The sequence below is a fragment of the Altererythrobacter ishigakiensis genome, assembly GCF_001663155.1.
Lineage (GTDB): Bacteria > Pseudomonadota > Alphaproteobacteria > Sphingomonadales > Sphingomonadaceae > Erythrobacter > Erythrobacter ishigakiensis.
The window spans coordinates 2,496,669-2,520,626 of record NZ_CP015963.1 but is presented as its reverse complement, the minus strand read 5'-3'; the positions used below and the strand labels follow the sequence as shown (position 1 = coordinate 2,520,626).

Sequence of the window (23,958 nt, the reverse complement as noted above, 5' to 3'; positions counted from 1 at the left end):
AGCTGACCAACGCCCTCTGTGCTTGAATTGATGGAGTCTTATTGTTCCATCAGGCGCACCGCCACCGTGGTGGAACGTGACGGACCACGTTGGAAGCGGGTGGTCTGGATACGCAGCGCTACAGCTCCGCGTCCAGCCTGCTTTACCTCACGCAATGCGCTTTCAAGATCTTCGAGGCTGGCAATTGACTGGCCGTTCGCCGCTGTGATGATCAGACCACGCGATAGGCCCTTGCGGGCAGCGTCCGAGTTGCTGCGAACGCCTGTGATTGCCACACCTTCGATATCGGCGCTTACGCCAAGCTCTCGCGCATAACGCTCATTCATTGAGACGCCGCTGATGCCAAGATTGTCCTCGATGAAACCTTCCGCGTCTTCATCCAACGCGTTGCTTTCTTCACCTTCTTCATCTGTGAACTCGGCTTGCTGCTGAGCCAGTTCGGCTTCCGATGGACGCTTGCCCACGGTTACATTCAGAGTGAGCTCTTCGCCATTGCGGACGATCTCCAGCGGAATCCGGGTACCCGGAGCAATGTTGGCTATGAGGTAAGACAGGTTCTGATCCGGAGTTACCTCTTGCCCATTTACGCGCAGCACAATGTCACCTTCGCGCAAGCCGCCCTTGTCTGCAGCTTCGCCTTCGACGACCAATTGCACGATCTCGCCGCGATTTTCAGGGATGCCCATCGCTTCGGCCATGTCTTCGCTGACCGGCTGAATGCTGACACCCAGATAGCCCCGCTCGATTTCCTCACCGGCGATCAATGAAGCCACGATCGGGGCAGCGGTATCTGCAGGGATGGCGAACCCGATGCCCACGTTGCCACCAGACGGCGAGATAATCGCGTTGTTTACGCCGATCACATTGCCCTGCATGTCGAACAAGGGACCGCCCGAATTACCGCGATTGATACTGGCATCGGTCTGCAAATAGCGGTCATAGGCGCCGCGGCCGTATGCGCGGTTGGCATTGGATATAATGCCACTGGTTACCGTTCCGCCGAGGTTGAAAGGGCTGCCGATGGCAATCACCCAGTCACCCACACGCGCCTCGTTAGAGTCGCCAAAGGCAACAAAGGGGAATGGCGCACTGCGATTGATTTTCAGCACGGCGAGGTCGCTTTGCTGGTCTGTACCGACTAGCTCTGCTTGATATTCCGTGCCGTCATGCAGGGTAACGGTGATTTCTTCCAGCGTTATGCGCTGGTCAGAAGGCGACACCACATGATTGTTCGTCACGATGTAACCATCTGCTGATATCAGAAAGCCTGACCCGAGCGAGCCGCCCTCTTGTGTCAGACCATCGCGAAAGCGGCGATTAGGCTCAATCGTGAGAGTTTGCCGCGTCGAGATATTCACCACCGCCGGCTGCAATGCCTCTGTAAGGTCTGCGAAGCTTGCTGGCGCGCCGGCGCGCGGTGTGATCCGCTGCATGGCTGTGTCATTGTTCTGGGCTACTTGAGCACCGGCAGGATATCCGGTGGCAAGGGAAAGGCTTGCTCCGCCTAGCAACAAGGCGGTCGTCAATCCGTATACGTAACGCACAGGCTTTGTGTCCTCTCGACTAATGTTCAATTCGTGTTCGGCATGATCGTGCAAACTGCGCATTCACACCAGTTACGGTCTGAATATGCGCTTGGACGCACTTAACCGCATTTGAACGACAGTCGTAATCGATAGTATCGAATCAACTGTTCGTCGGTTTGGGCAGGGCGATCCCGCCCGGCAATTATCATCGGCGCCCACGGAACTGGCGGAAATACTCGCTGTCCTGATCAAGGATCATGGAGCTATCTCCAGTGCCTTGCTCAAAGGTGCGGCGATAACTCTCCATGGCCCGGTAGAAGTCATAAAACTCCGGATCCTTGCCATAGGCGTCTGCATAGGTTGCAGCCGCTTGAGCCTCCGCTTCGGCACGAATGATTTGAGCGTTCTTGCGGCCTTGTGCACGAATGGTTTCCGCCTCTTCCTGACGATCAGATTGCATACGCGTGAAAGCCGCAGTCAAAGGTGTACCTTCGGGCAAGTCAGCACGCTTGATCTGCACATCGATTACCTGAGCACCATACTGACGCGCTTGTGTGTCGAGTGTATCGCGAATGCGTTGCATGGCGGTGCCGCGCTCTGCCGTAAGCAGAGAAGCGAAGGTCCGTCGGCCCAGTTCCTGACGCAGAACCGATGTCAGGATCGGTGCAAGCTGCAGCCGCACGTTTTCCTCGGTACCGGCGTTCTCGATCATTTGCACCGGATCGATGATGCGGAAACGGGCATAGGCATCAACCTGCAGACGCTGCTGGTCGCTGGTCAGGACCTCCTGGCGTTCCATATCGAGGTCAAGGATGCGACGCTCTACCATCTGCACCTGCTGGATCAGAGGAATGCGATAATAGAGCCCGGATTTGGTCTCGCCGAATGGTACGTTAGGGCGGAAGATATTGACCACCTTAACCGGGTTACCGGTCTGGATCACAACCGCCTGTTTGTCTTCGGGAACCACAAACAATGATGCAAACGCAGCTGCGATGAGTACGAATACTCCGATCACAACCGCCTTATAGTCTTGCCAGATGTTTTCCATGATCACTGGCCTCCCGTTTGCTGAGCTTGCTGCTGGGCTTCGCGCGCACGGCGCTGAACCTCTGGCAGTGGCAGATATGGCGTCACGCCATCAGCTTCGATGATGGTCTTGTCCGTCTTCGAAAGCACGCTCTCCATTGTCTCATAATAAAGGCGACGGCGCGTCACTTCGGGCGCCAAACGATATTCGCCATAGATCTGGTTGAATGCTTCCGCGTCACCTTCAGCGCGCGCGAGCAGCTGTTGTGCATAGCGTTGCGCCTGGTTGATGTCGCGCTCGGCGTCCTGCTGAGCCGCAAGTACATCGTTGAACGCTTCGATGACTTGCTGCGGAGGGTCGGTTTTGTCGATTTCGATACCCTGCACGGCAATCCCCGCGCGATAGCCGTCGAGCATGGCCTGCATCCGCGTCATAACGGCCAGTTCGATGTCAGCACGGCCTTCACCCGAAAGCACGCGATCGAGTGGCTGTTCGGCCACAGAGGCACGCATGGCCGCTTCGGCTGCTTCAAGGATGGTCTCTTCGGGTTCCTCCAACTGGAACTGATAATCAGTCAGGTTCTTGATATTCCAGCGAACCAGATAACTCAGATCAACCAGGTTCTGATCCCCTGTCAGGATCAGCTTTTCCTGGTTGCCCTCTGGAATCTTGGCTGAACGGATCTGACTGACATTCTCTACCGTCACCTGCTGGATCGGGTAGGGGAGAGAGAAGTTGGTGCCGGGATTAAGAGTGCTTGAGTACTTGCCACCAAGCCAGGTTACGATGCCTTGTTCGCGCGGCTGAACAAAGTGGACCGACGAAAGGCCGATCCATGCCAGTGCCACGCCGCCAAGTATCAGGGGAAGCCAGCTTTTCCCGCCTGGACGCTGCGGCAAGCGCAAATTTGGTCCGCGCGGGCCGCCGCCTCTGCGTCGTGGGCCTTCCGGGCCACGATTCTTGAAGATATCTTCTATGTTGGCGGAGCGGCGTTTTCCATCACCACCGCTTCCGGGAAGCCACGGATTGCGCGGGCCGCCGCCCTTGCTGTCGTCGCCCGATGAGCCTCCTTCGCCGCCATCATCGCCGCCGCCATTGCCCCATGGGCTTTTGCCGGCCATCGCGAGGCCAATCGATTTTCTGAAACTGTCGAATTTGTCCATAAGTCTTTTATAGGTGCGCTTCTGACGAAAAACAGGGGTTGCGCATCACAAATTGATGCTAGGGGCTTGCGCCATGAATTCTAACGATTTGCAAGCACATCTTTCAGAGCCTCTCGCGGCGCGTGTAAAGTCTGCCAAAATGATAGGTGAACGTGCGATTGTGGTGCTCGATGCAAGCGGGCTTCCAGCCAAAGACCGTGCCGCTGTCGAGCAGGAGATTTCAGAAGTTCTTGGCGCGGTTGAAGGCGTGAACGAAGTGCGCGTTGCGATGATGGCTGATAAGGTCAAGCGCCGCATCATTGCCATCGGATCGGGCAAGGGCGGTGTGGGCAAGTCAACGCTCACCACCAATCTCGCGGTTGCTCTGCGGCAGATGGGGGTTTCGGTCGGCGTGGTGGATGCCGACATATACGGCCCATCCCAGCCCAAATTGCTGAAGACGGAGGGCATGAAGCCTGAAGCTGCGGGTGAAAAACTCATCCCAGTGCAAAGCGAATACGGTGTTCCGGTGCTTTCGATGGGTTTTCTGGTGAAGCCAGCACAAGCTCTGGCATGGCGTGGACCGATGGCAGGTAACGCATTGAGCCAGTTGGTCGATGCCGAATGGGGGGAGACCGAACTGCTTCTGATTGATCTTCCGCCGGGCACCGGCGATGTGCAGCTGTCGATGCTTCAGAAGCACCGGCCGGATGCCGCGATTCTCGTGTCGACCCCCCAAGACTTGGCTCTCATTGATGCAGCTCGCGCCGGGCAATTGTTTGAGCAAGGGCAAGTACCTGTGATCGGACTTGTCGAGAATATGGCTGGGTATGCCTGCCCTCACTGCGGCGAGGTATCCGATCCATTTGGCAAAGGTGGCTTCGAAGCGATGGCAGAGAAAGTCGACATCCCTTTTCTTGGGCGCATTCCGCTTGCTTTGCCGATCCGCGAAGCCGGAGACAGAGGCGTTCCGTCCGCCTCGACCGACAGTGATGAGGGCAAGGCATTCGTCGCGGTCGCAAGCAAAGTCGCCGACTGGCTGAAGAAGGAGAGCACCTGAAAATGGCGATCACGCGGCGCGGATTGCTGGCTGGCGCTGCTGCGGGCGGCGGCTTGCTGATTGCGTGGACGCTGTGGCCCCGAAACTTTCCAAATCCTCTAGAGGCGCGTGACGGAGAACAGGTCTTTGACGCATGGCTCAAGATCGCGAGCGACGGAGTGATTACAGTCGCTGTCCCGCAGCTGGAGATGGGACAGGGGATCACAACCCTTATTCCTCAATTGGTGGCGACTGAACTGGGGGCGGATTGGCGCCAGATCGCAGTTGAACCTGCGCCTGTGAGTGGCAGCTATGCCAATGTCCCACTTGCTGCGAAATGGGCCCCGATGTGGGCTAACTTCCCAGATCTTGCTGATGATCCAGAAGGCTTGCTGGCGAGACGTTTTGCTCAAGACATGCGGCTCAATATCACAGGTGATGGCACGGCATTGGAGGCATTTGAACAGCCTTGCCGCGAAGCTGCGGCGTCTGCGCGCGCCATGTTGGCGCAGGCGGCGGCGGCGCGCTGGAATGTCGGGTGGGAGGAATGCCGCGCCAGTGCGGGTTTTATCATTTACGAGGATCGGAGCCTCAGTTTCGGCGAACTGGCGATGGAGGCCGCCGAATTCGATCCGCCCGATCCCCCGCCGTTGATGCCAGAGCCGTTCAGTGAAGACGTGTTGCCCGGCGAAGCAGAAGGCTTGAGTGCGTTTCCACGTCTCGATTTGCCATCGAAGGTCGATGGATCATTTCAGTTTGCCGGGGACGTTCGGTTGCCGGGAATGGTTTACGCGGCGATCCGTCATGGTCCACTGGACAAGGCAGAGCTGACCGAGTTCAACCCATTTAATGCGCGGAACATCAACGGCATCGTAGGTGCAGTCGAAGGCAAGCGCTGGCTGTCTGTTGTGGCGACCAACTGGTGGGCTGCAGAACAGGCGCTGGACACGATGAACGCGCGTTTTCGCGTTGAACATCTGGTCGACAGCGAGATGATGGAGCAGCAGCTGGATGACGCGCTGAAATCCGGCGACGCGGACCGAATTGCTGAGCGGGGCGATCCAGATGCCTTGCTGGAAGCACCGGATATTGAATTGAGATATGATATTGAGCCCGGGCTGCATGTCACCAACGAGACGAGCACGGCGACAGCACGGTTCGCGGATGGCAAGCTAGAGCTCTGGATTGCCTCACAAGCGCCCGAGCGTGCAAGGATAGCTGCGGCGCGAGCTATCGATATCGATGTTGAAGATGTCGTGCTTTACCCGATGCCGGCAGGCGGAAGTTTTGATCGTCGGTACGAGCATGACCACGCAATTGAAGTCGCTCTGATCGCACGTGAGATTGGCCGTCCGGTGCAGTTGATTTGGTCGCGGTGGCAGGAAATGCTTGCTTCGCGACCGCGCTCTCCTGCAGCCATCATGCTCAGCGCGAAGAAGGCTCCAGGCGGTGAAGGTCGGCCTGACGCCTTGCGCACCCGCATTGCTATGCCACCTGCAAACCTTGAGTTTGGGCAGCGCCTTTTTGAAAACAAGACAAGCTGGGCCGCGATCCGCGATACGGAGGGCGAGGCTGACGCGATGGCATGCGAAGGCGCGATGCCGCCCTATTCGATCCCGAATGTCGCGGTAGACCATGCACCGGTAGAGATTGGTCTGCCTGTCTCTCGCTTGCGGGGCAACGCCAACACTTACACCGCGTTTGCTATTGAGAGTTTCATCGATGAGTTAGCGAATGAAAATGGGCGTGAACCGCTTTCTTTCCGCATGGCCATGCTTGGAAACGATACGAGGCTGGCAGCTTGCCTGCAGCGCGCTGCCAGGATGGCGGAATGGGGCGGTGGCGGCGATCAGAGTGGCCAGGGTATTGCGTGTCACCGGATCGGCGATCATGATACCGGCGGCCGGATCGCCTGCGTGGCTAGAGCGCGGGCGGGCGAAGGTGGCGTGCGCGTCGATCAGCTGGTTGTGGCGGTTGATATTGGCCGGATCGTTAATCTGGATATCGCACGACAGCAGATCGAAGGTGGCCTTGTGTTTGGTCTTGCCACCGCAATGGGTGCAAGCACGCGATATTCAGGCGGACTTCCTCAATCGCAGCAGTTGAGCGCGCTAAACCTACCTGTAATGGCCGATTGTCCGGACATAATTGTGGACTTTATCGATAGCGAAGCACCTGCATTCGATCCCGGCGAATTGGGTGCGGTGGTGGCGGCTCCGGCGATCGCCAACGCACTTTATTCGGCCACTGGCTTGCGGTTGCGCCGCCTGCCCCTACTTTCAGGGGGCTTATGACCTGGGTCCAACAATCTCTTCCGTCTGATCACGTGCCTGTCAAAAGCGGCCGGATCGGCGTTTTGATTGTCAATCTTGGAACTCCAGAATCTCCTGAACCGGGCGATGTTAAGCGTTACCTCAAGGAGTTTCTTTCCGACCCGCGTGTGATCGAGATTCCCGCCGTGATCTGGCAAGTCATCCTGCGCGGGATCATACTCAACACGCGCCCGAAGAAGAGCGCCGAGGCGTATTCAAAGGTCTGGACCGACCGCGGGTCGCCGCTTCTGGTGATTACACAAGATCAAGCTGCGGGGTTACAGCAGCGGCTTGGCGATGCCGTGCTTGTTCGTCACGCAATGCGTTATGGCAAACCGTCCATTCCGACAGAATTGAAAGCGCTGCAGGATGCGGGCTGTGATCGAATTCTGCTGGCGCCGCTCTACCCGCAATACAGCGGTGCGACGACGGCCACTGTGGTAGACAAGGCAGCTGAGTATTTGGCGGAGACACGATGGCAGGCGGCCTTGCGTACTCTGCCGCCATATCATGATGATCCAGCCTATCTCGACGCGCTGGAGGCAGACACATTACGTCAGCTTCGCGGGCTCGATTTTGTGCCGGAAGTCTTGCTGCTTAGCTTCCACGGAATGCCATTGCGTACGCTTGAGCTTGGTGATCCGTACCATTGCCATTGCCGCAAGACCGCGCGCCTTTTGGCTGAACGGCTGGCCACAGCGGATGGCTATGAAAACATGCGGATCGAGACGACGTTCCAGTCGCGCTTTGGCCGTGCTCAATGGCTTGAACCTGCGACAGACGACACGTTGATTGCCGAGGGCGCGAAGGGAACAAAGCGGCTGGCGGTGACTGCTCCCGGTTTTTCAGCCGATTGCGTTGAGACATTGGAAGAGCTGGCGATCGAAGGCCGCGACGAGTTTCTTGAAGCGGGTGGCGAACAATTCGCTGTCCTGTCCTGCCTCAACGCATCAGATGCCGGGATGAAGATGCTTGAATCCATCATCCGGCGCGAGCTTTCAGGCTGGATCTGAGCCACAAAGCAATCGGAACTGGATTTGCTCTCGCGATTTACTTACATCAGGGTAAGTAGCTGACAAAAGCTGAGAGAGGACCTCCCCGATGGCAAGCATCGCCCAACCATCACAGCAAGACACGGACACTTCACCGCAGCATTGGACCGAAGGTAACCCGGACCCATCCGATCTTGATCACATTCCGGGGGAGGGCGGCCTGCCGATTATCGGCAATACTTTCAAGATGCTGGCTGACCCACACGCTTTTACCAAGCGGATGGTTGAAACCTATGGCCGGGTCTACAAGACGCGCGCATTTGGTGGCTGGAATGTCGCCATGGTTGGCCCCGAGGCGAACGAGTTGGTGCTGTTCAACAAGGACAAGATTTTCTCCAGCGAGCAGGGTTGGGGTCCCGTTCTTGACCAGCTTTTCCCGCGCGGGTTGATGCTGATGGATTTTGATCATCACAGGATTGACCGGCGCGCTCTGTCGATCGCATTCAAGCCAGAGCCAATGCGGCATTATTCGGGAGCGCTTAATCGCGGCATCGCGCAGGAGGTGCGCAAATGGCAGGGCGAGATGCTGTTCTATCCGGCGATCAAGAAATTGACGTTGGATCTGGCGGCGGACAGCTTCATCGGTATCCCGTGGGGGCCAGAGGCGGACAAGATCAATGAAGGCTTTGTCGACATGGTCCAGGCATCGGTCGCACCGGTCCGCAGGCCGCTACCGTTTACCAAGATGAAAAAAGGCGTCGACGGGCGGAAATACCTGGTCGAGTATTTCACAAAGGAAACCCACCGGCGCCGTAGCGAGGGCGGCGGGCAAGACATGTTCAGTCAGTTCGCCACCGCGACCCGAGAAGACGGCTCGCTGTTGCCGGTGGATGAAGTGGTCGATCACATGAACTTCCTGATGATGGCGGCGCATGATACCATCACATCATCAGCGACGTCGTTGATCTATCTGCTGGCGAAAAATCCCGAGTGGCAGGAAAAGCTACGGAAAGAGATTATAGCGGTTACCGGCGGACCGGATGCTGACGGCAACCCTCGCCCGCTTGATTATGATGATCTTGCCAAGCTTGAGCTGACTGAAATGGCTTTCAAGGAAGCTTTGCGGATGATCCCTCCTGTGCCGTCCATGCCGCGTCGTGCGCTGAAATCGTTTGAATTCGGTGGCTACAAAATCCCAGCAGGCACGCCTGTGGGGATAAATGTTCATCACACCCACCACGATCCGGAATTGTGGCCAGACCCTTACACTTTCGATCCCTTGCGGTTTACGCCTGACAAGGTGAAAGCGCGGCACAAATATGCCTGGGTGCCGTTTGGTGGCGGCGCGCATATGTGCCTGGGGCTGCATTTTGCATACATGCAGGTGAAGATCCTGCTCACGCAATTGTTACAACGCTATTCGATCGAAATATCTGAAGAATATGATCCTGAATGGCAGGCTTGGCCGATTCCTCAGCCTAAGGACGGGCTAAAAGTCACGTTTAAGAGTCTGTGATTACCGCAGCCCATCCGGGCTGCGATATCCTCGCTCACGCGGCCTAAGGGCCGCATCGCTGCGGGCGGCCAGTCGGCCTTTGGCTGACGCGACCAAGCGGCACCAAATCAAAAATCTATAGCAATGCCGTCTTTTTCCCAGTCGCCATAGCGGGTGGGAGATAGCTCTTCTTCGTCCTTGCCAGCCTTTGGCTTAGGCGGAGGATCGTTGGTCCAGTGCGCGGGCTTCTCGAACGCCTTGGCCGCTTTGGATTTCTTGGTCGTCATGCAATCTAAATGCGCGCGCTGGCTTATTGTTTCAATAGTCCGTAACGGGGCGAACAATGCATCAACCATCCGGAATCCACGCGCGCCGCGCTGCGCTGCAAATGCTCGATGCCGTATTGCGGCGCGGCGAAACGCTTGAACAAGCCGAGCACGCGGCCTTGCGCCAAGTTCGAAAGCCTGCGGACAAGGGGCTGGCTCTTGCGATAGCAAACGAAGTGCTTCGCTGGCTCATGGATCTCGACGCGCTGATCGACAGCGCGACGAAACAGCGCCTTCCCGACGATGCCAAACCTAGGGCGGTACTGCGCATGATGCTGGCCCAATGGCTAAGGCTGGAGACACCGCCACACGCAGTGATTGCGACCGCCTTGCCGCTGCTGGCGGGTGGTCCACGAAGGTTGGCACATGGCGTGTTCTCGACTCTGACCAAGCGCGAAGTGACGCTCCCGGATGTTCCCACATTGCCCGAGGCTGTGTGCGACCGGTGGGGCGCGGAACATGCGGCTAAGATTGCGCCGGGTCTTGCCGAACCCCCACCGCTTGATCTTACCTTGCGAGACGAGGCCGAGACGCAGCAGATGGCTGTTCAATTGTCGGCGGACTCGCTCGCGCCCGGACATCTGCGGCGTGCACGAGGCGAGGCGATCGATAAGATTGCCGGATTTGCAGATGGGCAATGGTGGGTGCAGGATATGGCGGCATTATTGCCCGCACGGTTGTTGGGCGAGGGGAACGGGCGTCATGCACTTGACCTCTGCGCAGCGCCCGGCGGCAAGACGCTGCAACTCGCGGCGAACGGATGGAACGTGACTGCGCTCGACATCAGCAAGCGGCGGCTCGGACTACTCAAAGAGAATCTCCAGAGGACCAGCCTAAAGGCATCCCCCCTTCGCGCCGATGCACTCACTTGGGAGCCTAAGCATCAATTCGATGCAATACTGCTCGATGCGCCATGCACGGCAACGGGCACTTGTCGTCGTCACCCTGACGTATTGCATCGGATCGGACCCCGCCAGATAGAGGAGATGGTCGAGCTGCAACGCGGGCTGGTCACTCGTGCGGCTGAATGGGTGAAATCGGGTGGTGTGCTGATCTATGCTGTGTGTTCGCTGGAACGCGAGGAGTGCGAGGCGCAAGCGGAATGGATTGACGCGGCGTTGGTCCTGCAGCCGTCACCGATAGCCGCAGACGCGCTGCCCGCCGGCCTTCAGCCAACCGAAGAAGGTTGGTTGCGGACGCATCCCGGTATGCTGTCCGAATACGGCGGACTGGATGGTTTCTTCGTCGCTCGTTGGATCAAGGCCTGATCGTCTCCCAATTCAGGCTTAGCTTCGCGCAGGATCTGTCTTTCTGCGCGATCTCCATTGTCGCCGAGTTCGCGGCGTGTTCAAGCAATCTCGCATCGAACTTGATGCCAAGCTCGACGTAGCGATACATATCCATCTCGCCACTTACGACTAGCAATGGCATGCCAGCATTGATCTGACTGGCGATTTGTCGCGCTACCTCGGCCAAATGCGGCGCATTTACGTGATCCCCCGAACCGCTGAAATAAGGATGACCGGGCATTAGCCCGTTTTCCTTTGTGATCAGCGCTGCTGCATGTGGGCCATCCAGCTCAGAAACCAGAGGGACTTCGGCGCCGCTAAGGTTCAGCAGCTCACGCGGAGCGTATCGAAAGCCGGTAGGCCCCGATTGATCTGCTAGCGTACGCTTTGTTCCTTCACGCCATTCTTCAAAGTTGCGCGTTCTGAAGACAACCCCGCGTCCGCGCATTGTCACGATCAATTTTTCGTCTTGGTCGTACAGCCTGGTTTCGAAGGCGAGTTCGTCTTCAACCAAGGTCCGGGCAAAAATCCCTCGCGTCGCATGCGTGGCGGAATGATCATGCAATACCCAGTCCGTCCAAGTCAGTGCGCTCCATTTGCCCTCGTCCAGTGTCCCTAAAGCGGCTGAGGCGCCGACGCTGGTCCAATAATTCTGAGTCTGAATGACAATAGGATGCTGAGCAGGCAATTTCAGCCAAGGCCACAATTCCATGTCGCCGGAGCATGCGAATGTGACCGAACCATCTTCAAGGATCGCATGCTCGCTGGTGTATGCTTTTACTGGACCGGGTGCCATGGCAATATCGATGGCAGGCGGGTCGAGATTAGACAAGGATCGAAAGTTATTGCTTGATCTAAACCATACTTGAGCTTGCATAGGATGAGTCCAATGATTCGCATTGAACGCTAAGGACTGAAGAATGGATCTGAACCAGGTTACGATTGGCGCGATTGATTTTGATGCTTCGCTCGAATTCTATTCCAAGCTGGGGCTGAAACTGATCGTACTGGCAGAAGGACGCTATGCGCGTTTTGAAATGCCATCCGGCTCCAGCACGTTGTCGCTCCATCATGATGCTGCGCATGAACCGGGCGGAACTCTGCTATACTTTGAAGTCGACGATATCGATGGCAAGTACGCGCAATTGATGGCGCAGGGGGTAGAGTTCGCCAACCCACCGCGCGACGAACGTTGGAATTGGCGCGAAGCGCGCTTTCGCGATCCGTCAGGTAACAAGTTGTGCCTGTTCCATGCTGGGCCGGACCGACGCTTTCCCCCTTGGCGTCTGGAGGCGTCCAACGCGAGCTAACCGGAACGGATCAGGTCACGAGAGGGCTCTGCCGCCGCATCTGCAGCTTGCGGTGCATGATGCAGAAGCTGACAATGGCAATCAATCAGCCTTCACCTTGGCCGTAAAACTCTTCCTGAGCTTTTGCAGCTTGGGAGGGATAACCGCCAGGCAATAGGGATTTCGCTGACCTTCGCCTTCCCAATATTCCTGATGATAGTCCTCTGCCGGGTACCATTCCGCTGGCCCCTCCACTGTTGTCACCGCGCCGCCGCCATTTTCCGCATTCCAGCGCGCGATGGCAGCTTCAGCCGCTGCTCGGTCCAGATCGTCGGACAGGAATATGGCGCTGCGATACTGCGTGCCGATGTCGTTGCCTTGGCGATTGAGCTGCGTCGGGTCGTGGGTTCCCATGAACACGTCCAGAATCTCTTCCATGGAGATTACTTCTGAGTCGAATGTTACGCGGATTGCTTCAGCGTGGCCAGTGCTGCCGCTGCAAACCTCTTTATAGCTCGGGTTCGCGATAGTCCCACCGATGTATCCGCTTTCTACTTCGGACACGCCAACAACGTCGCGGAAAACCGCTTCGGTGCACCAGAAACATCCGCCAGCCACAATGGCTTGCTTGGCTATTGCCATCGTCAAATCTCCTTATTTGAACGACAAATAGGAATTCGTGGCACACTTGTCATGCTCACGCGTTGCAGTATGGAAAATACCCACCACACCAATGGAGAGTTCCCACTATGCATAGAATGCTTTTCGCCGCAGCGGCGCTGTCGCTCGCCGCGCCTGTCGCCCCTGTCTTGGCCGATAGCCACGGTGGTCACGCGGAAGCAACGAGCTTGACCGAAGTGCTTGCGCACGAGCGCCGTGACGGTGATCGAGCACGCGATCAGTATCGCAATCCTGCTGAAACACTCGCGTTCTTTCAAGTCGAGCCCGACATGACCGTTGCCGAAGTTGCACCCGGCGGAGGATGGTACACGCGCATTCTTGCGCCATATCTGGCCGAAAAGGGTCAGTACATTGCGATTGCTCGTGACAGCGATGCAGGCGGCTTCGGTACGCGAGCTGCGCGCGCTCGAGCACTCGGATGGACCGAACGGTTCAAGCAGGACTTTGCCGAAGAGTTCGGCGGCACAGCTGACGAGGTAATGGCTTTCGAAGTAGATGAATTTCCCGACGAGTTGTCGGGTAGTATCGACCGCATACTGATCGTACGTGCCCTGCATGGTGTGTGGAATGGCGGCGACATCCAGCTTTGGATGCGCGCAATGCGAAAGGTTCTGGCAGAGGACGGGATGGTGGGCATTGTTCAGCATCGAGCGCCTGCCGATGCCACATATGCCGATGTAAACCCGGCACGCGGCTACATGCGCGAAGCAGACATGATAAAGCTGATGGAGATCAGCGGCTTCGAACTGGTCGCAAAGTCAGAAATCAATGCCAACCCGAATGATACCGCCGATCACCCGGAAGGCGTTTGGGAGATGAAGCCAGTCTGGCGCACCAAGCGTCCAGAACTGGAGAATATCGGCGAAAGCGATCGTATGACGCTGTTGTTCAAGAAAGCGGACTGACGTTCGCCGGGCTATTCAAGAAGACAGACTGAGCTTAAAGGGCGGCGCATGAGAGAAATCACGGTTGCCGCCCTTCAACTCGCGCTGGGCAGCGAGGACGAACAGGAAAACATTGCCGCTGTTGGCGAGCTGGTGGAGCAAGCTGCTGCGCGCGGAGCAGAGATTATCCTGCCACCTGAGCTCTTCTCTGGCCCTTATTTCTGCAAGACAGAGGAAGAGGAGCTGTTCGCGCTGGCCCGGCCAACGCTTGAGCACCCTTCGGTCATTGCGATGCGCAAACTCGCAGCGAAGCTGAAGGTCGCGATCCCCACCAGTTTCTTTGAGCGTGACGGGCATCACTATTACAACACGCTCGCCATGATTGATCCCAGTGGCGAAGTTCTGGGCACCTACCGCAAGAGCCATATTCCCGATGGGCCGGGCTATGAGGAAAAATACTATTTCCGCCCCGGTAACGACGGGTTCAAGGTTTGGGGCCTGTGCGGAACGCGGATTGGCGTCGGGATCTGCTGGGATCAATGGTATCCCGAATGCGCCCGCGTGATGGCTCTCAAAGGCGCAGAATTGCTGTTCTATCCCACCGCGATCGGGTCAGAGCCGTATGACTCCGATCTTGACACCAGCCGAATGTGGCAACGCGCGATGCAGGGACATTCGGTTTCGAACTGCATGCCGGTGATCGCTGCAAACCGCATCGGTGTGGAGCAAGGTCAGGCCTTTTACGGGCACAGCTTCATCACCAATGAGTGGGGCGACAAGGTCTGCGAATTTGGCAAGGAAGAATCTGGCGTGCTCGTGGCAACGATCGATCTTGATCAGGCCGCGAAACACCGCGCGGGCATGGGCTTTTTCCGCGATCGCCGCCCGCAGCTTTACGGGCGGATCGTCGAAGACATTTAGGGCCCGGTTCAATCTCCGGCGAGTTCTTTCAACATGATCACCCAATGGTCCAGGCCATTGAGAAAAGCGTCAACATACATTCGCTCATTCAGGCCATGAGCGAACATATCCTGCGGGCGTGAGCCGGCGCCGCCAATCGCAACCGTGTCATAGCCAAGAGTGCGATAGTGCATCCCGTCGGTACCGCCTGATTCCATATAGGGGATAATCGGAATCTCCTGCCCCCAGCGAGCCTGAAGGCTTTTGGCCAAAGCAGCCCGGACGTCGTCGCGTAGCTGCGATTCGGGGCTTTCCGTGACGTCGGTAATCAACTTGAACTGGATGTCGGCATTGCCGGTCAACTCGCGCAGAGTGGCTTCGGTTGCGGCGGCACCTTCACCAGGGAAAATCCGGCAATTCACTGTGGCCGTCGCGCTTTGTGGCAGTGCGTTCTCGGCATGGCCACCGCGCAACATGGTCGCGATACAGGTCGTGCCAAGCGTGCCGACAGTTTCCGGGTTAGCCTGAAGCGTGGCAATCGCATCGACATCCTTGGGGTTCTGCGAAAATGTCCGCATTGCCTCCCCAAGTTCGCCCGGCACCGTTTCGCCAAGTGCGGCGAAATAGCTGCGCGTCAAATCTGTCGCGCGGACAGGGAACTTGTAGTCCTGAATCCGCCCCAGCGCTTCAGCCAGTTCATAGATCGCGTTGTCGCTGCGTGGTCGAGAGGAATGGCCGCCGGGGTTGGTGATGGTCAGTTCCCAGGTGGCATAGGTTTTTTCCGCTGCCTGAACTCGCATGGCCATCGGGGTGTAATCGTTTGATAACGCCAATCCGCCGGCGTCGCTGTTGAGCACAAATTCCGGGTCGACGTTCTCGGCTACCCATTGGGCCTGCGCGCGCGTGGAGACCATGCCGGTCTCTTCGTCGCCGGAGAAGACCAGATAGAGATCGCGGTTTGGAGTCCAGCCTTCACGCCTCAGCCGGAGAAAGGTCTGCGTCAGGTTCATTACCCCGAACTTGTTGTCCATCACGCCGCGCCCGAAGAAATAGTCGTCTTCAAAGATCAACTCGAACGGTGGACGCTCCCAATCTTCCGGCAACGCATCAACCACATCCATATGCGCGAGGAGCACAATCGGTTTCCTGCCTGATGAGCCATCACCGCGATAACGAACGACCAGCCCCTGCGTTGGTTCGCCTGCGCTGTCATAGTCTGTGACCATGATATCTTCGTCAGCAAACCCTTCGCCTTTGAGCCATGCCGTGAGGTAGGTGACCATGGCCGGGACCTGACTGTGTCCGCGCGCTGTTCGAAAACCGATGATATCTTCGTAGATATTGAGCGCGATCTGCTGTTCGGTCGTCAGATCAACAATGTGCCCGTCGTGCGCACTTGATGGCGCGGCAATCATCGTGGCCATGAACGCTGCAGTGCTGGTCAATGCTTTGAGCTTCACCTATCCCCCCTCTGGTCAAGACGTCTCCTGCTGGCGTAACGCGTCCCTACACCGATGTCGATCAGCATTGTTTGCAAGTGCCAGCGCAGAAGGTACGAGAAGCCATGGCGAACGCGTCAAATCTTTTCCTGATCGCCTTGGGCTCAAATGTCAGAACGGCACGCGACGGGCCGCCACGCCGGGTTCTTGAGGCAGCCTATGAAGTGCTCGAGGACCTTGGGATTCTGATCCATGCCGTTTCTCAGACAATCACGACGCCACCGATGGGACCATCGCAGCGCAGATTTGCCAATGCGGCGGCGATCATTGAAACCTCTCGTCGGCCGGACCAACTCTTGGCTGTGCTCAAGGCGACCGAGCACGTCTTCGGTCGCAAGACACGCGGGCAACGCTGGAACGCGCGTGTGCTCGATCTGGATATTGTGCTGTGGGACGGCGGCATTTGGGAAAGCAACTCTTTGCTGATTCCGCACCCGGAATTCAGGAAGCGCGACTTTGTCTTGCAGCCAGCCACACAGATTGGCGGTGATTGGAAAGACCCGATCACAAATTTGTCGCTTGCACAACTATATGGGCGCTTGACCAAGCCGCGCCCTGTCCCTAGGTGACGCGCCTCGTGCAACGCTATCGAACGGCGTTGCGCATCAGGTGGGCCCTTAGCTCAGTCGGTAGAGCAACTGACTTTTAATCAGTAGGTCGCAGGTTCGACCCCTGCAGGGCTCACCACCTATCTTCCATCAAGCTGTGAAGTTCTTGACGCGTTCAATCGTGGGACGAGTGAGTTGAGAGTGAGCCAAAGACGACGGCTTGCGATGTGACAGTCAACTTGAAGTGGAGTCATCGCGCCATTCCACGGCAGCGATATCCATACTGCGGGATGGCAGTGATCAGTTCGTCAGTTCAGTCAGGAACCGACCGATTGCACGCACGGCTTCCGGCTCATCTAGAATTGGCGCGTGCCCCCTATCTCGCACTTCAATCGACGAGAAGTCCTCAGGATGCCTTCGCTGCATTTCCGCTACTGTCTGGCGTTCAAGGATATCGCTGTGCTCACCTCTGATGGTCAGTATGGGCGTTTCCGCAAGGGCGTCCCAAAGGCCCCACAGGTCAGGCGGCACCGTTGCAGGCTCCTGATCTTCCATGCTTCGCGATATTGCCGGGTCATAGGCAAAGCGTATTGTTCCGTCCGGCAGTTCGCAACATGTCCGTTTGGCGAACGCCAACCAGTCGCTGTCATCGAAACCCAACAAAGCTGAGCCGTTGATATCGGCACATCGTATCGCAGCTTTGTCCCAGTTCGTCATCGGGTCTCCGCCGCCGACATAAGAGCGAATCCGATCCAGCCCTGCTTGCGACACTTCAGGCCCAACATCGTTCAGGGCAATGCCCGCAACGCGCTCTGGCGATGTAGCCCCCATGACCATCGCGATCAGTCCGCCCATCGACGTGCCAATGCAGATCACACGCTCAATGCCGAGGTCATAGAGCAGTGCCCACATGTCGGCCGCATAGACATCAGGACGATAATTTGCAGGATCGCCGTCATAGTCTGATTGACCGCGGCCACGTTGATCCGGAACAATCATCCGCTGGTTGCCGATTCCAAGTAACTCGATCAGCGGCTCAAAATCGGCAGAATTTCGCGTCAACCCATGCATCATCAACAAAGGGGGGGATTGATTCTTCTCCCCTTTTGCCGGGTAGTCGCGCGCGAACAGGTCAAGTCGCCCGTCCGCGCTGCGATAGCGATGCTCGCGGTATTTCGCCGGTTCAGTCACGCGACCGAGCCGTTCAGAAGCGAATCTCGCCTGTCACGAAAACCCTGCGTGGGTCACCGTAAAAACCCGTCAGTGTGCCTTCGAGGCCAAGTGTCGGAGTGAACGGCACGCCGCCAGATCCACCCGCGACAAAGTTATAGCCGGCGACAATGTAACGTTTGTCAAACAGGTTTTTGACGTGAGCTCCGATTGACCAACGGTCTGAATCGTCCGTGTAGACCAGGCTAGCGTCAACCAGCACGAAGCCGTCCTGATCAAGGAACGGATTGGGTACTTCGAACTGGCTCGCATCTGACCTTAACGATGCAGAGCCAAGCACATCCACCATGCCGCTCGCCACTGGCAGCCCCAGGTTGAAACCCATGTGGCCGGTGATGTCCGGGGTATTCTGGAACACGCGTTGATCAGCTACATCGGTTCCAAATGCATCAATGAAAGTGTTGAATTCGGCGTCTAGAACGCCAAGCGACCAATTGATGCCGAACCGGCTGCCAGAACCGGCAAAATCCTCTGCGACGAGGGCGTTTCCTTCAAACTCGATACCGTTGACATCCGCACTTGCGGCATTGGACGTGATGCCGATGAAACTGTCATTCACGCCGTCCCCATTGGTGTCGACACCAACGGAACCGGGAATCTGGACATCGTCATACTGGCTCATGAATCCGGCAAGGCTGACATTTATCCGTCCGTCTGCAAGCGATGCCTTCCAGCCCAGTTCGAAACTGTCGACTGTCTCAGGCGCAAATCGCAAGAACTCGAACTGATCGTCGAAATCCACATCACCGTCGCCATCAAGGTCAGGCGCTGCACTTGTTTGGCCGCGGGGGTCGAAGCCGCCGCCTTTGAAGCCGCGCGAATATGTGAAGTAGATGTTGTTATCGTCATCCGGCTTGAACGAGATCGACGCACGGGGAGTGAATTCCTTGAATGTCTCACTGCCGTTGAAGTCACTTGTGACGGCGATCGGAATTGCCGGGCTATTTGGGATGAAAAGATCCGAGAATCCGCCGATAAACGTGGTGCGCAGCACGCGGCTGGTCCGTTTGTCACTCGTATAACGGCCACCAAGTGATACACTCAATCTATCTGTCAGATCATAGGTGAAATCGCCGAAGATCGACCAGGTTTCTGTTTCAACATCGCCCAATGTTTGCGCGTTAAGGCCAGGCAGGCTGATCAAGTCGCCCGTTGTGAACAGCGCCACGTCGAAGGCTGTAAACGCGTTGGCATCAAGATAGTAAGCGCCCAGTACGCCTGACAGCCGGTCACCTTCGTACAGCAATTGAAGCTCTTGGCTGAACTGGTCGTTCTCATAGATAGCCGGCACATCCAGGTCTGCTGCGGGCAGGCTGTCGAAGTCGATTGGTGTGGTCGAGCTATCTTCCCGGTAGCCGGTGATTGATTTCAGCGTGATTGTGTCGCTGACTTCGTAGCTGATCGATAGAGAGCCGCCGTATGCCTCGACTTCCTGATCAACGATGTCGAGGCCAGCGCGTGTATCATAGGGATCGTCAAGAACCGGTGCACCAGTGAACAGGCCCGGGATCAAACGTCCGCCTTGACGTGCTTCACTGTCGTCCTTGACGTAGTCACCGGACAGCCGGACAAACAGCGGGCCGGACTCCAGCTCGATGGTGCCACGTGCGGCCCAGACATCCTTGTTGTAGTTCTCTGTTCCAAGATTGAGATTATCGCCAAAGCCGCCGCGGGATAGCCGCGCGCCACTGGTCCCAATACGCAGACTGTCGCTCACCGGAACAGCGGCAGAAACAACCAGATCGGCTTGGTCATATGATCCATAGGTGCCGCGAATTTTGAATTCGGGAGAGTCTGGCAAACGCGCAGTCACATATTTGATCGCGCCCCCAATCGTATTGCGGCCATAGAGCGTCCCCTGCGGTCCGCGCAGCACCTCGATCCGTTCGACGTCATACACATCAAGGACGGCGGCTTGAGGGCGGTTAAGATAGACATCGTCCACATAGAGGCCGACACCTGCTTCGAAGCCTGCAACGGGGTCTTGCTGTCCAACGCCGCGAATAAAGGCGGTGAGCGTCGTGTTGGTACCGCGGCTGACTTCCAAGGTCAGGTTTGGAACTTCCTGTGCAATTTCGGTGAGCTCCAGCGTACCGCTTCGTTCAAGCTGTTCGCCTGAAACGGCAGTTACAGAAAGCGGCACGTCAGTAAGGCGCTCTTCGCGGCGGCGCGCGGTCACAATGATGACATTGCTGGCACTTTCCCTGCCTTGTGCGACGGTATCGCTGTCTTGCGCTGCCGCACCTGTGGGTGCGAGCGTAGCAGCCATTGCAAGGCCTGCAGAGCCGATCAGAAACCGCGTAACAGAGCGTTGTGTGAATTTCGCCAAGAGACCTCTCCTCATTTTTGTTTCGTGCTTTTTATTGAAAGTTGAACCATCTTTCAAGTTTATTCTTGCGTGCGCTCATGAGACTTTGGTATTAAGCAAGGCAACTAGGGGGATACGCGATCGAAAATCCAACGCCTGTTATGGACAAAACACCGCGCACTGCACGTGGGCGCAAGACATTGCGCAAACTGCTTGATGCCGCGGCAGTGGAGTTCGGGGAGAAAGGCTTTCACGCGGCGTCGATCAGTTCGATCACTCGCAGGGCAGAGGTCGCTCTGGGCACTTTCTACACCTATTTTGACAGCAAGGATGCCCTGTTCCAGGCGCTGGTACAGGACATGAGTACGCAAGTGAAAGCTGGCGCAGTTACCGCGATCGAGAATCTGAAGGAGGCCGGGGAGCCTTCAGCGCTGGATGTCGAAGAGGCAGCATTGGCCAGCTTCCTGCACTTCGCGAAGGAGCATAAGGAAATCTACCGGATCATTGATGAATCCGAATTCGTGGATCCTGCGGCTTATCGCGCGCACTATGAAGGAACAGCAGCCCGGATCTTAGAAAGGCTGCAGGCTGGAGCCGACCGAGAAGAGCTTCGCCACGATTTGGAAGAAGCGCATGCCTGGGCAGTTATGGGTATGAACGTGTTCCTTGGCCTGCGCTTCGCCGTTTGGGGTGACGACGCCGATGAAGTCGATGTGGCACGAATCGCGAGATCGATTCTGCAGCGTGGCCTAACAAAGCAGTAGAGCCGTTGTTCAACCGCCTACCTCTTAATTCGATTGACGATTGAGCGGCGTGGCGCGAAGGCTGCCGCCCATGCATTTGGGCGTCTGCTATTACCCTGAACATTGGCCGCGCGAGCGTTGGGAAACCGACGCGCGCATGATGCGCGAGGCGGGGCTAGCGCGCGTCAGGATCGGCGAGTTCGCATGGAGCCGGATAGAGCCGGAGCCGGGGCGTTTCGACTGGCAATGGCTCGATGAAGCGGTGGAAGTGCTCCACGCAGCAGGGCTGGGCATCATCATGGGCACGCCGACCGCCACGCCGCCCAAATGGCTGGTCGATTCCATGCCGGACATGATCGTGCTTGATCGGCAAGGGCGCCCGCGCGGCTTTGGTTCGCGGCGGCACTATTGCTTCAGCCATGCGGGATATCGCGAGCAGGCGGCGCGCATCACGCGCGCGGTCGCAGAGCGATATGGCCAGCATCCGGGCATCGTCAGCTGGCAAACCGACAATGAATATGGCTGCCATGATACCGTGCAGAGCTTTTCGCCTGCCGCGCGCGACGCCTTCCGACTGTGGCTGGCAGGTCGATACGGAACTATCGATGCGCTCAACGGAGCGTGGGGAAATGTCTTCTGGAGCATGGAGTACCGCAGCTTTGGCGAGATCGGGCTTCCCAATCTGACCGTGACCGAGGCAAACCCGGCGCATTGGCTGGCGTTCCGCCGGTTTTCTTCCGATCAGGTGGTGAGCTTCAACAAGGCGCAGGCCGATATCCTGCGCGAGCTGTCACCCGGCCGCGACATAACGCACAATGCGATGGGATTTTACACCGGTTACGATCATCATGATCTGGCCGCTGACCTCGATGTGCTGGGCTGGGACAGTTACCCCTTGGGTTTCCTCGAAATGTTCAGGTTCACGGATCAGGAGAAGCTGGATTTCGCGCGGCAGGGTCAGCCCGATATCGCTGCTTTCCATCATGATTTGTATCGAGGCTGCGCCATAGATGAGCGCTGGTCGGTGCTTGAGCAGCAGCCGGGGCCAGTGAACTGGGCGCGGCATAACCCGGCGCCGCTTGATGGCATGGTTGCGTTGTGGACACTTGAGGCCATGGCGCATGGCGCGGAGATGGTCAGCTATTTCCGTTGGCGACAGGCACCTTTCGCGCAGGAGCAGATGCATGCCGGGTTGCTGCGGACCGATGGTGAGCCCGCACCTGCTCTCGCTGAAACGCGCGCGGCGGCGGAGGCGATTGAAAAGCTGGGAGCGGTCGGAAAACCGCTGCGCGAAGCGGCGGTCTTGTTTGGCTATGACGCCGAGTGGATCACGCAAATTCAGCCTCAGGGAGAAGGGTTGTCTGCGTTGTGGGCGGCATTCGACAGCTATCGTGCGCTGCGCAAGCTGGGGCTGAATGTCGATATCGTCTCGCCTACATCCGATCTTTCGGACTACGCGCTTGTCGTTGTGCCGTGTCTGCCGATTCTGCCGGACGAGCTAGTCCAGTCGCTTCTCGCTTTCCAAAGACAATTGATCATCGGGCCGCGCACAGGAAGCCGCGACGAAAATTTTCGTATCCCGGACGATTTGCCGCCGGGGCGCTTGCAATCGATCCTGCCGCTCAAGGTCACACGCAGCGAAAGCCTGCGTCCGGGCCTCGAGCATCAAGGTGAGGGCTGGTCGATCGCGCGCTGGTTCGATCATGTCGAAACAGACATGGAAGCCGACCTGATCGCGGAAGATGGCGCCGTCGCTTGCTGGGCGCATGAGAACTGCCGCTATCTCGCGACATGGCCTCAAGGCGCAGTGCTGAGCGAAGTCGTGACGCGCGCGGTTAGCGATGCGGGACATCGAGCGGTCGAAATGCCTGATGGGCTGCGCGTTCGGCGGACGGCGAAATACACTTTCGTGTTCAACTATGCCCCTAGCGAGGTTGCAATACCCGAAGCGATTTCAGGCACGCCAATTATAGGTTCACGCAAATTGCCAGCGGCTAGCTTCGCTGTTTTCCCAGCGGATTAGTCCTTACTGTCGAGCCACTTCGCCAGCGCGACACCGCCCGTAATCAGGAACGGCACCAACACGAAGCTGAGCGTGACCTTGGCAAGAACCTGCCCGATCATCAGGTCCGTGATGTCAAACTCGCCATAGAATGCGAGCGTGATGAAGATCACTGAATCGATCGCTTGACTGAGGGCGGAGGCAATTGCGCCGCGCACCATTAGGCTGATCGCACCTCCTTTGCCATTTCCGCGCAGTTTGGCGAAGATCCATACATTCAGCAGCAGCGATGTGATGTAGGCCGCCGGACCCGCCATCAGGATGCGAGGTGTTTGGCCAAGCACGCGCTCGAAAGCAGCAAGGTCTTCGCCGCGATATTCAATCATTTCCAAAGACGGTGGCAGGCTAAGGACCAGGAAGATCAGCGCAGCCGAAACAGCCAATGGGATAAAGCCGATCCACACCATCTTGTTGGCCATTTTCTGCCCGTAAAGCTGAGCAATCGTGCTGGTTATCACGACCAGCATCAGGAATGGGAAAATCCCCGCTTCGACCGCCAGATTGCTTGGCCACAATTGCACTTGCTTGAAAGCGACCACGCCCGCGAGCACGGTCATCCCGCCGTAGAGGATCGCGTAGATGAAGAAGGCGCGCGGGATACGCAGTTCGGTCGATGCAGCAGTGCTCTCTGTCATGAGCGATGTCTAAGCGTGACTACACGGA

General features: G+C 57.4%; 21 protein-coding genes and 1 tRNA gene. 12 read left to right on the top strand and 10 right to left on the bottom strand.

Going from position 1 to position 23,958, the window contains the following annotated elements:
* Positions 1–38: 38 nt before the first annotated feature.
* From A6F69_RS12110 to hflK, 3 genes are all read right to left on the bottom strand, one after another.
* Positions 39–1,544, bottom strand: coding sequence for a Do family serine endopeptidase (locus A6F69_RS12110; protein ID WP_067603117.1), 1,506 nt, complete (start codon positions 1,542–1,544; stop codon positions 39–41).
* 187 nt (positions 1,545–1,731) lie between these two features.
* Positions 1,732–2,577: a protease modulator HflC gene (hflC, locus tag A6F69_RS12105; RefSeq protein ID WP_067601695.1), complete on the bottom strand. Its 846-nt coding sequence runs from the start codon at positions 2,575–2,577 to the stop codon at positions 1,732–1,734.
* 2 nt (positions 2,578–2,579) lie between these two features.
* Positions 2,580–3,719: a protease modulator HflK gene (hflK, locus tag A6F69_RS12100; protein ID WP_425388055.1), complete on the bottom strand. Its 1,140-nt coding sequence runs from the start codon at positions 3,717–3,719 to the stop codon at positions 2,580–2,582.
* Positions 3,720–3,792: 73 nt separating this feature from the next.
* On the opposite strand from hflK, the gene A6F69_RS12095 reads away from it, so the two are divergent.
* The 4 genes from A6F69_RS12095 (at position 3,793) to A6F69_RS12080 (ending at position 9,557) form a co-directional block, all read left to right on the top strand.
* On the top strand, positions 3,793–4,758 hold the full coding sequence (locus A6F69_RS12095; RefSeq protein WP_067601687.1) for an Mrp/NBP35 family ATP-binding protein: 966 nt from the start codon (positions 3,793–3,795) through the stop codon (positions 4,756–4,758).
* Between the two features lie 2 nt (positions 4,759–4,760).
* Positions 4,761–7,031 (top strand): xanthine dehydrogenase family protein molybdopterin-binding subunit, encoded by a 2,271-nt coding sequence (locus A6F69_RS12090; RefSeq protein ID WP_067601685.1) that lies wholly within the window; start codon positions 4,761–4,763, stop codon positions 7,029–7,031.
* Positions 7,028–8,062 carry a ferrochelatase gene (hemH, locus tag A6F69_RS12085; RefSeq protein ID WP_067601683.1) on the top strand — a complete coding sequence of 345 codons (1,035 nt, stop codon included), beginning with the start codon at positions 7,028–7,030 and terminating at the stop codon, positions 8,060–8,062. Before A6F69_RS12090 ends, hemH begins: the two co-directional genes overlap by 4 nt.
* Before the next feature lie 88 nt (positions 8,063–8,150).
* The gene (locus tag A6F69_RS12080; protein WP_067601681.1) at positions 8,151–9,557 is read left to right on the top strand and encodes a cytochrome P450; all 1,407 of its coding nucleotides are present in this window, start codon (positions 8,151–8,153) and stop codon (positions 9,555–9,557) included.
* Positions 9,558–9,664: 107 nt separating this feature from the next.
* On the opposite strand, the gene A6F69_RS12075 is transcribed toward A6F69_RS12080, so the two are convergent.
* Entirely contained in the window at positions 9,665–9,823 is a 159-nt protein-coding gene (locus A6F69_RS12075; protein ID WP_083984792.1) for a DUF1674 domain-containing protein, read from the bottom strand.
* Between the two features lie 56 nt (positions 9,824–9,879).
* Here A6F69_RS12075 and A6F69_RS12070 point away from each other — a divergent pair, with 56 nt between their 5' ends.
* Positions 9,880–11,130, top strand: a complete 1,251-nt coding sequence (locus A6F69_RS12070) for an RsmB/NOP family class I SAM-dependent RNA methyltransferase (protein ID WP_067601679.1) — start codon at positions 9,880–9,882, stop codon at positions 11,128–11,130.
* On the opposite strand, the gene A6F69_RS12065 is transcribed toward A6F69_RS12070, so the two are convergent.
* On the bottom strand, positions 11,120–11,947 hold the full coding sequence (locus A6F69_RS12065; RefSeq protein ID WP_144573581.1) for a hypothetical protein: 828 nt from the start codon (positions 11,945–11,947) through the stop codon (positions 11,120–11,122). The genes A6F69_RS12070 and A6F69_RS12065 overlap by 11 nt on opposite strands.
* 124 nt (positions 11,948–12,071) lie before the next feature.
* On the opposite strand from A6F69_RS12065, the gene A6F69_RS12060 reads away from it, so the two are divergent.
* Positions 12,072–12,461, top strand: a complete 390-nt coding sequence (locus tag A6F69_RS12060; RefSeq protein WP_067601674.1) for a VOC family protein — start codon at positions 12,072–12,074, stop codon at positions 12,459–12,461.
* 81 nt (positions 12,462–12,542) lie between these two features.
* Here the strand turns inward: A6F69_RS12060 and msrA are convergent, their stop codons facing one another.
* Positions 12,543–13,082, bottom strand: coding sequence for a peptide-methionine (S)-S-oxide reductase MsrA (msrA, locus tag A6F69_RS12055; protein WP_067601671.1), 540 nt, complete (start codon positions 13,080–13,082; stop codon positions 12,543–12,545).
* Positions 13,083–13,189: 107 nt separating this feature from the next.
* Between msrA and A6F69_RS12050 the strand changes: the two genes are divergently transcribed.
* Positions 13,190–14,026: a class I SAM-dependent methyltransferase gene (locus A6F69_RS12050; protein ID WP_083984791.1), complete on the top strand. Its 837-nt coding sequence runs from the start codon at positions 13,190–13,192 to the stop codon at positions 14,024–14,026.
* A 48-nt stretch (positions 14,027–14,074) separates the two neighbouring features.
* The gene (gene aguB / locus A6F69_RS12045; protein WP_067601665.1) at positions 14,075–14,926 is read left to right on the top strand and encodes an N-carbamoylputrescine amidase; all 852 of its coding nucleotides are present in this window, start codon (positions 14,075–14,077) and stop codon (positions 14,924–14,926) included.
* A gap of 8 nt (positions 14,927–14,934) precedes the next feature.
* Here the strand turns inward: aguB and A6F69_RS12040 are convergent, their stop codons facing one another.
* Positions 14,935–16,365, bottom strand: a complete 1,431-nt coding sequence (locus A6F69_RS12040) for a M20/M25/M40 family metallo-hydrolase (RefSeq protein WP_245638247.1) — start codon at positions 16,363–16,365, stop codon at positions 14,935–14,937.
* A gap of 104 nt (positions 16,366–16,469) precedes the next feature.
* On the opposite strand from A6F69_RS12040, the gene folK reads away from it, so the two are divergent.
* Positions 16,470–16,973 carry a 2-amino-4-hydroxy-6-hydroxymethyldihydropteridine diphosphokinase gene (gene folK / locus A6F69_RS12035; protein ID WP_067601662.1) on the top strand — a complete coding sequence of 168 codons (504 nt, stop codon included), beginning with the start codon at positions 16,470–16,472 and terminating at the stop codon, positions 16,971–16,973.
* 42 nt (positions 16,974–17,015) lie between these two features.
* A tRNA-Lys gene (locus A6F69_RS12030) sits at positions 17,016–17,091 on the top strand.
* A gap of 161 nt (positions 17,092–17,252) precedes the next feature.
* On the opposite strand, the gene A6F69_RS12025 is transcribed toward A6F69_RS12030, so the two are convergent.
* The gene (locus A6F69_RS12025; protein WP_067601660.1) at positions 17,253–18,143 is read right to left on the bottom strand and encodes an alpha/beta fold hydrolase; all 891 of its coding nucleotides are present in this window, start codon (positions 18,141–18,143) and stop codon (positions 17,253–17,255) included.
* Positions 18,144–18,156: 13 nt separating this feature from the next.
* The gene (locus A6F69_RS12020; protein ID WP_067603105.1) at positions 18,157–20,451 is read right to left on the bottom strand and encodes a TonB-dependent receptor; all 2,295 of its coding nucleotides are present in this window, start codon (positions 20,449–20,451) and stop codon (positions 18,157–18,159) included.
* A gap of 200 nt (positions 20,452–20,651) precedes the next feature.
* Here A6F69_RS12020 and A6F69_RS12015 point away from each other — a divergent pair, with 200 nt between their 5' ends.
* Together A6F69_RS12015 and A6F69_RS12010 are read left to right on the top strand one after the other, a co-directional pair.
* A complete protein-coding gene (locus tag A6F69_RS12015) occupies positions 20,652–21,254 on the top strand; it encodes a TetR/AcrR family transcriptional regulator (protein ID WP_067601658.1) in 603 nt (200 codons plus the stop codon).
* Between the two features lie 70 nt (positions 21,255–21,324).
* Positions 21,325–23,256, top strand: a complete 1,932-nt coding sequence (locus A6F69_RS12010; protein ID WP_067601657.1) for a beta-galactosidase — start codon at positions 21,325–21,327, stop codon at positions 23,254–23,256.
* Here the strand turns inward: A6F69_RS12010 and A6F69_RS12005 are convergent.
* Entirely contained in the window at positions 23,253–23,930 is a 678-nt protein-coding gene (locus A6F69_RS12005) for a queuosine precursor transporter (RefSeq protein WP_067601654.1), read from the bottom strand. The genes A6F69_RS12010 and A6F69_RS12005 overlap by 4 nt on opposite strands.
* Between the last annotated feature and the right edge of the window lie 28 nt (positions 23,931–23,958).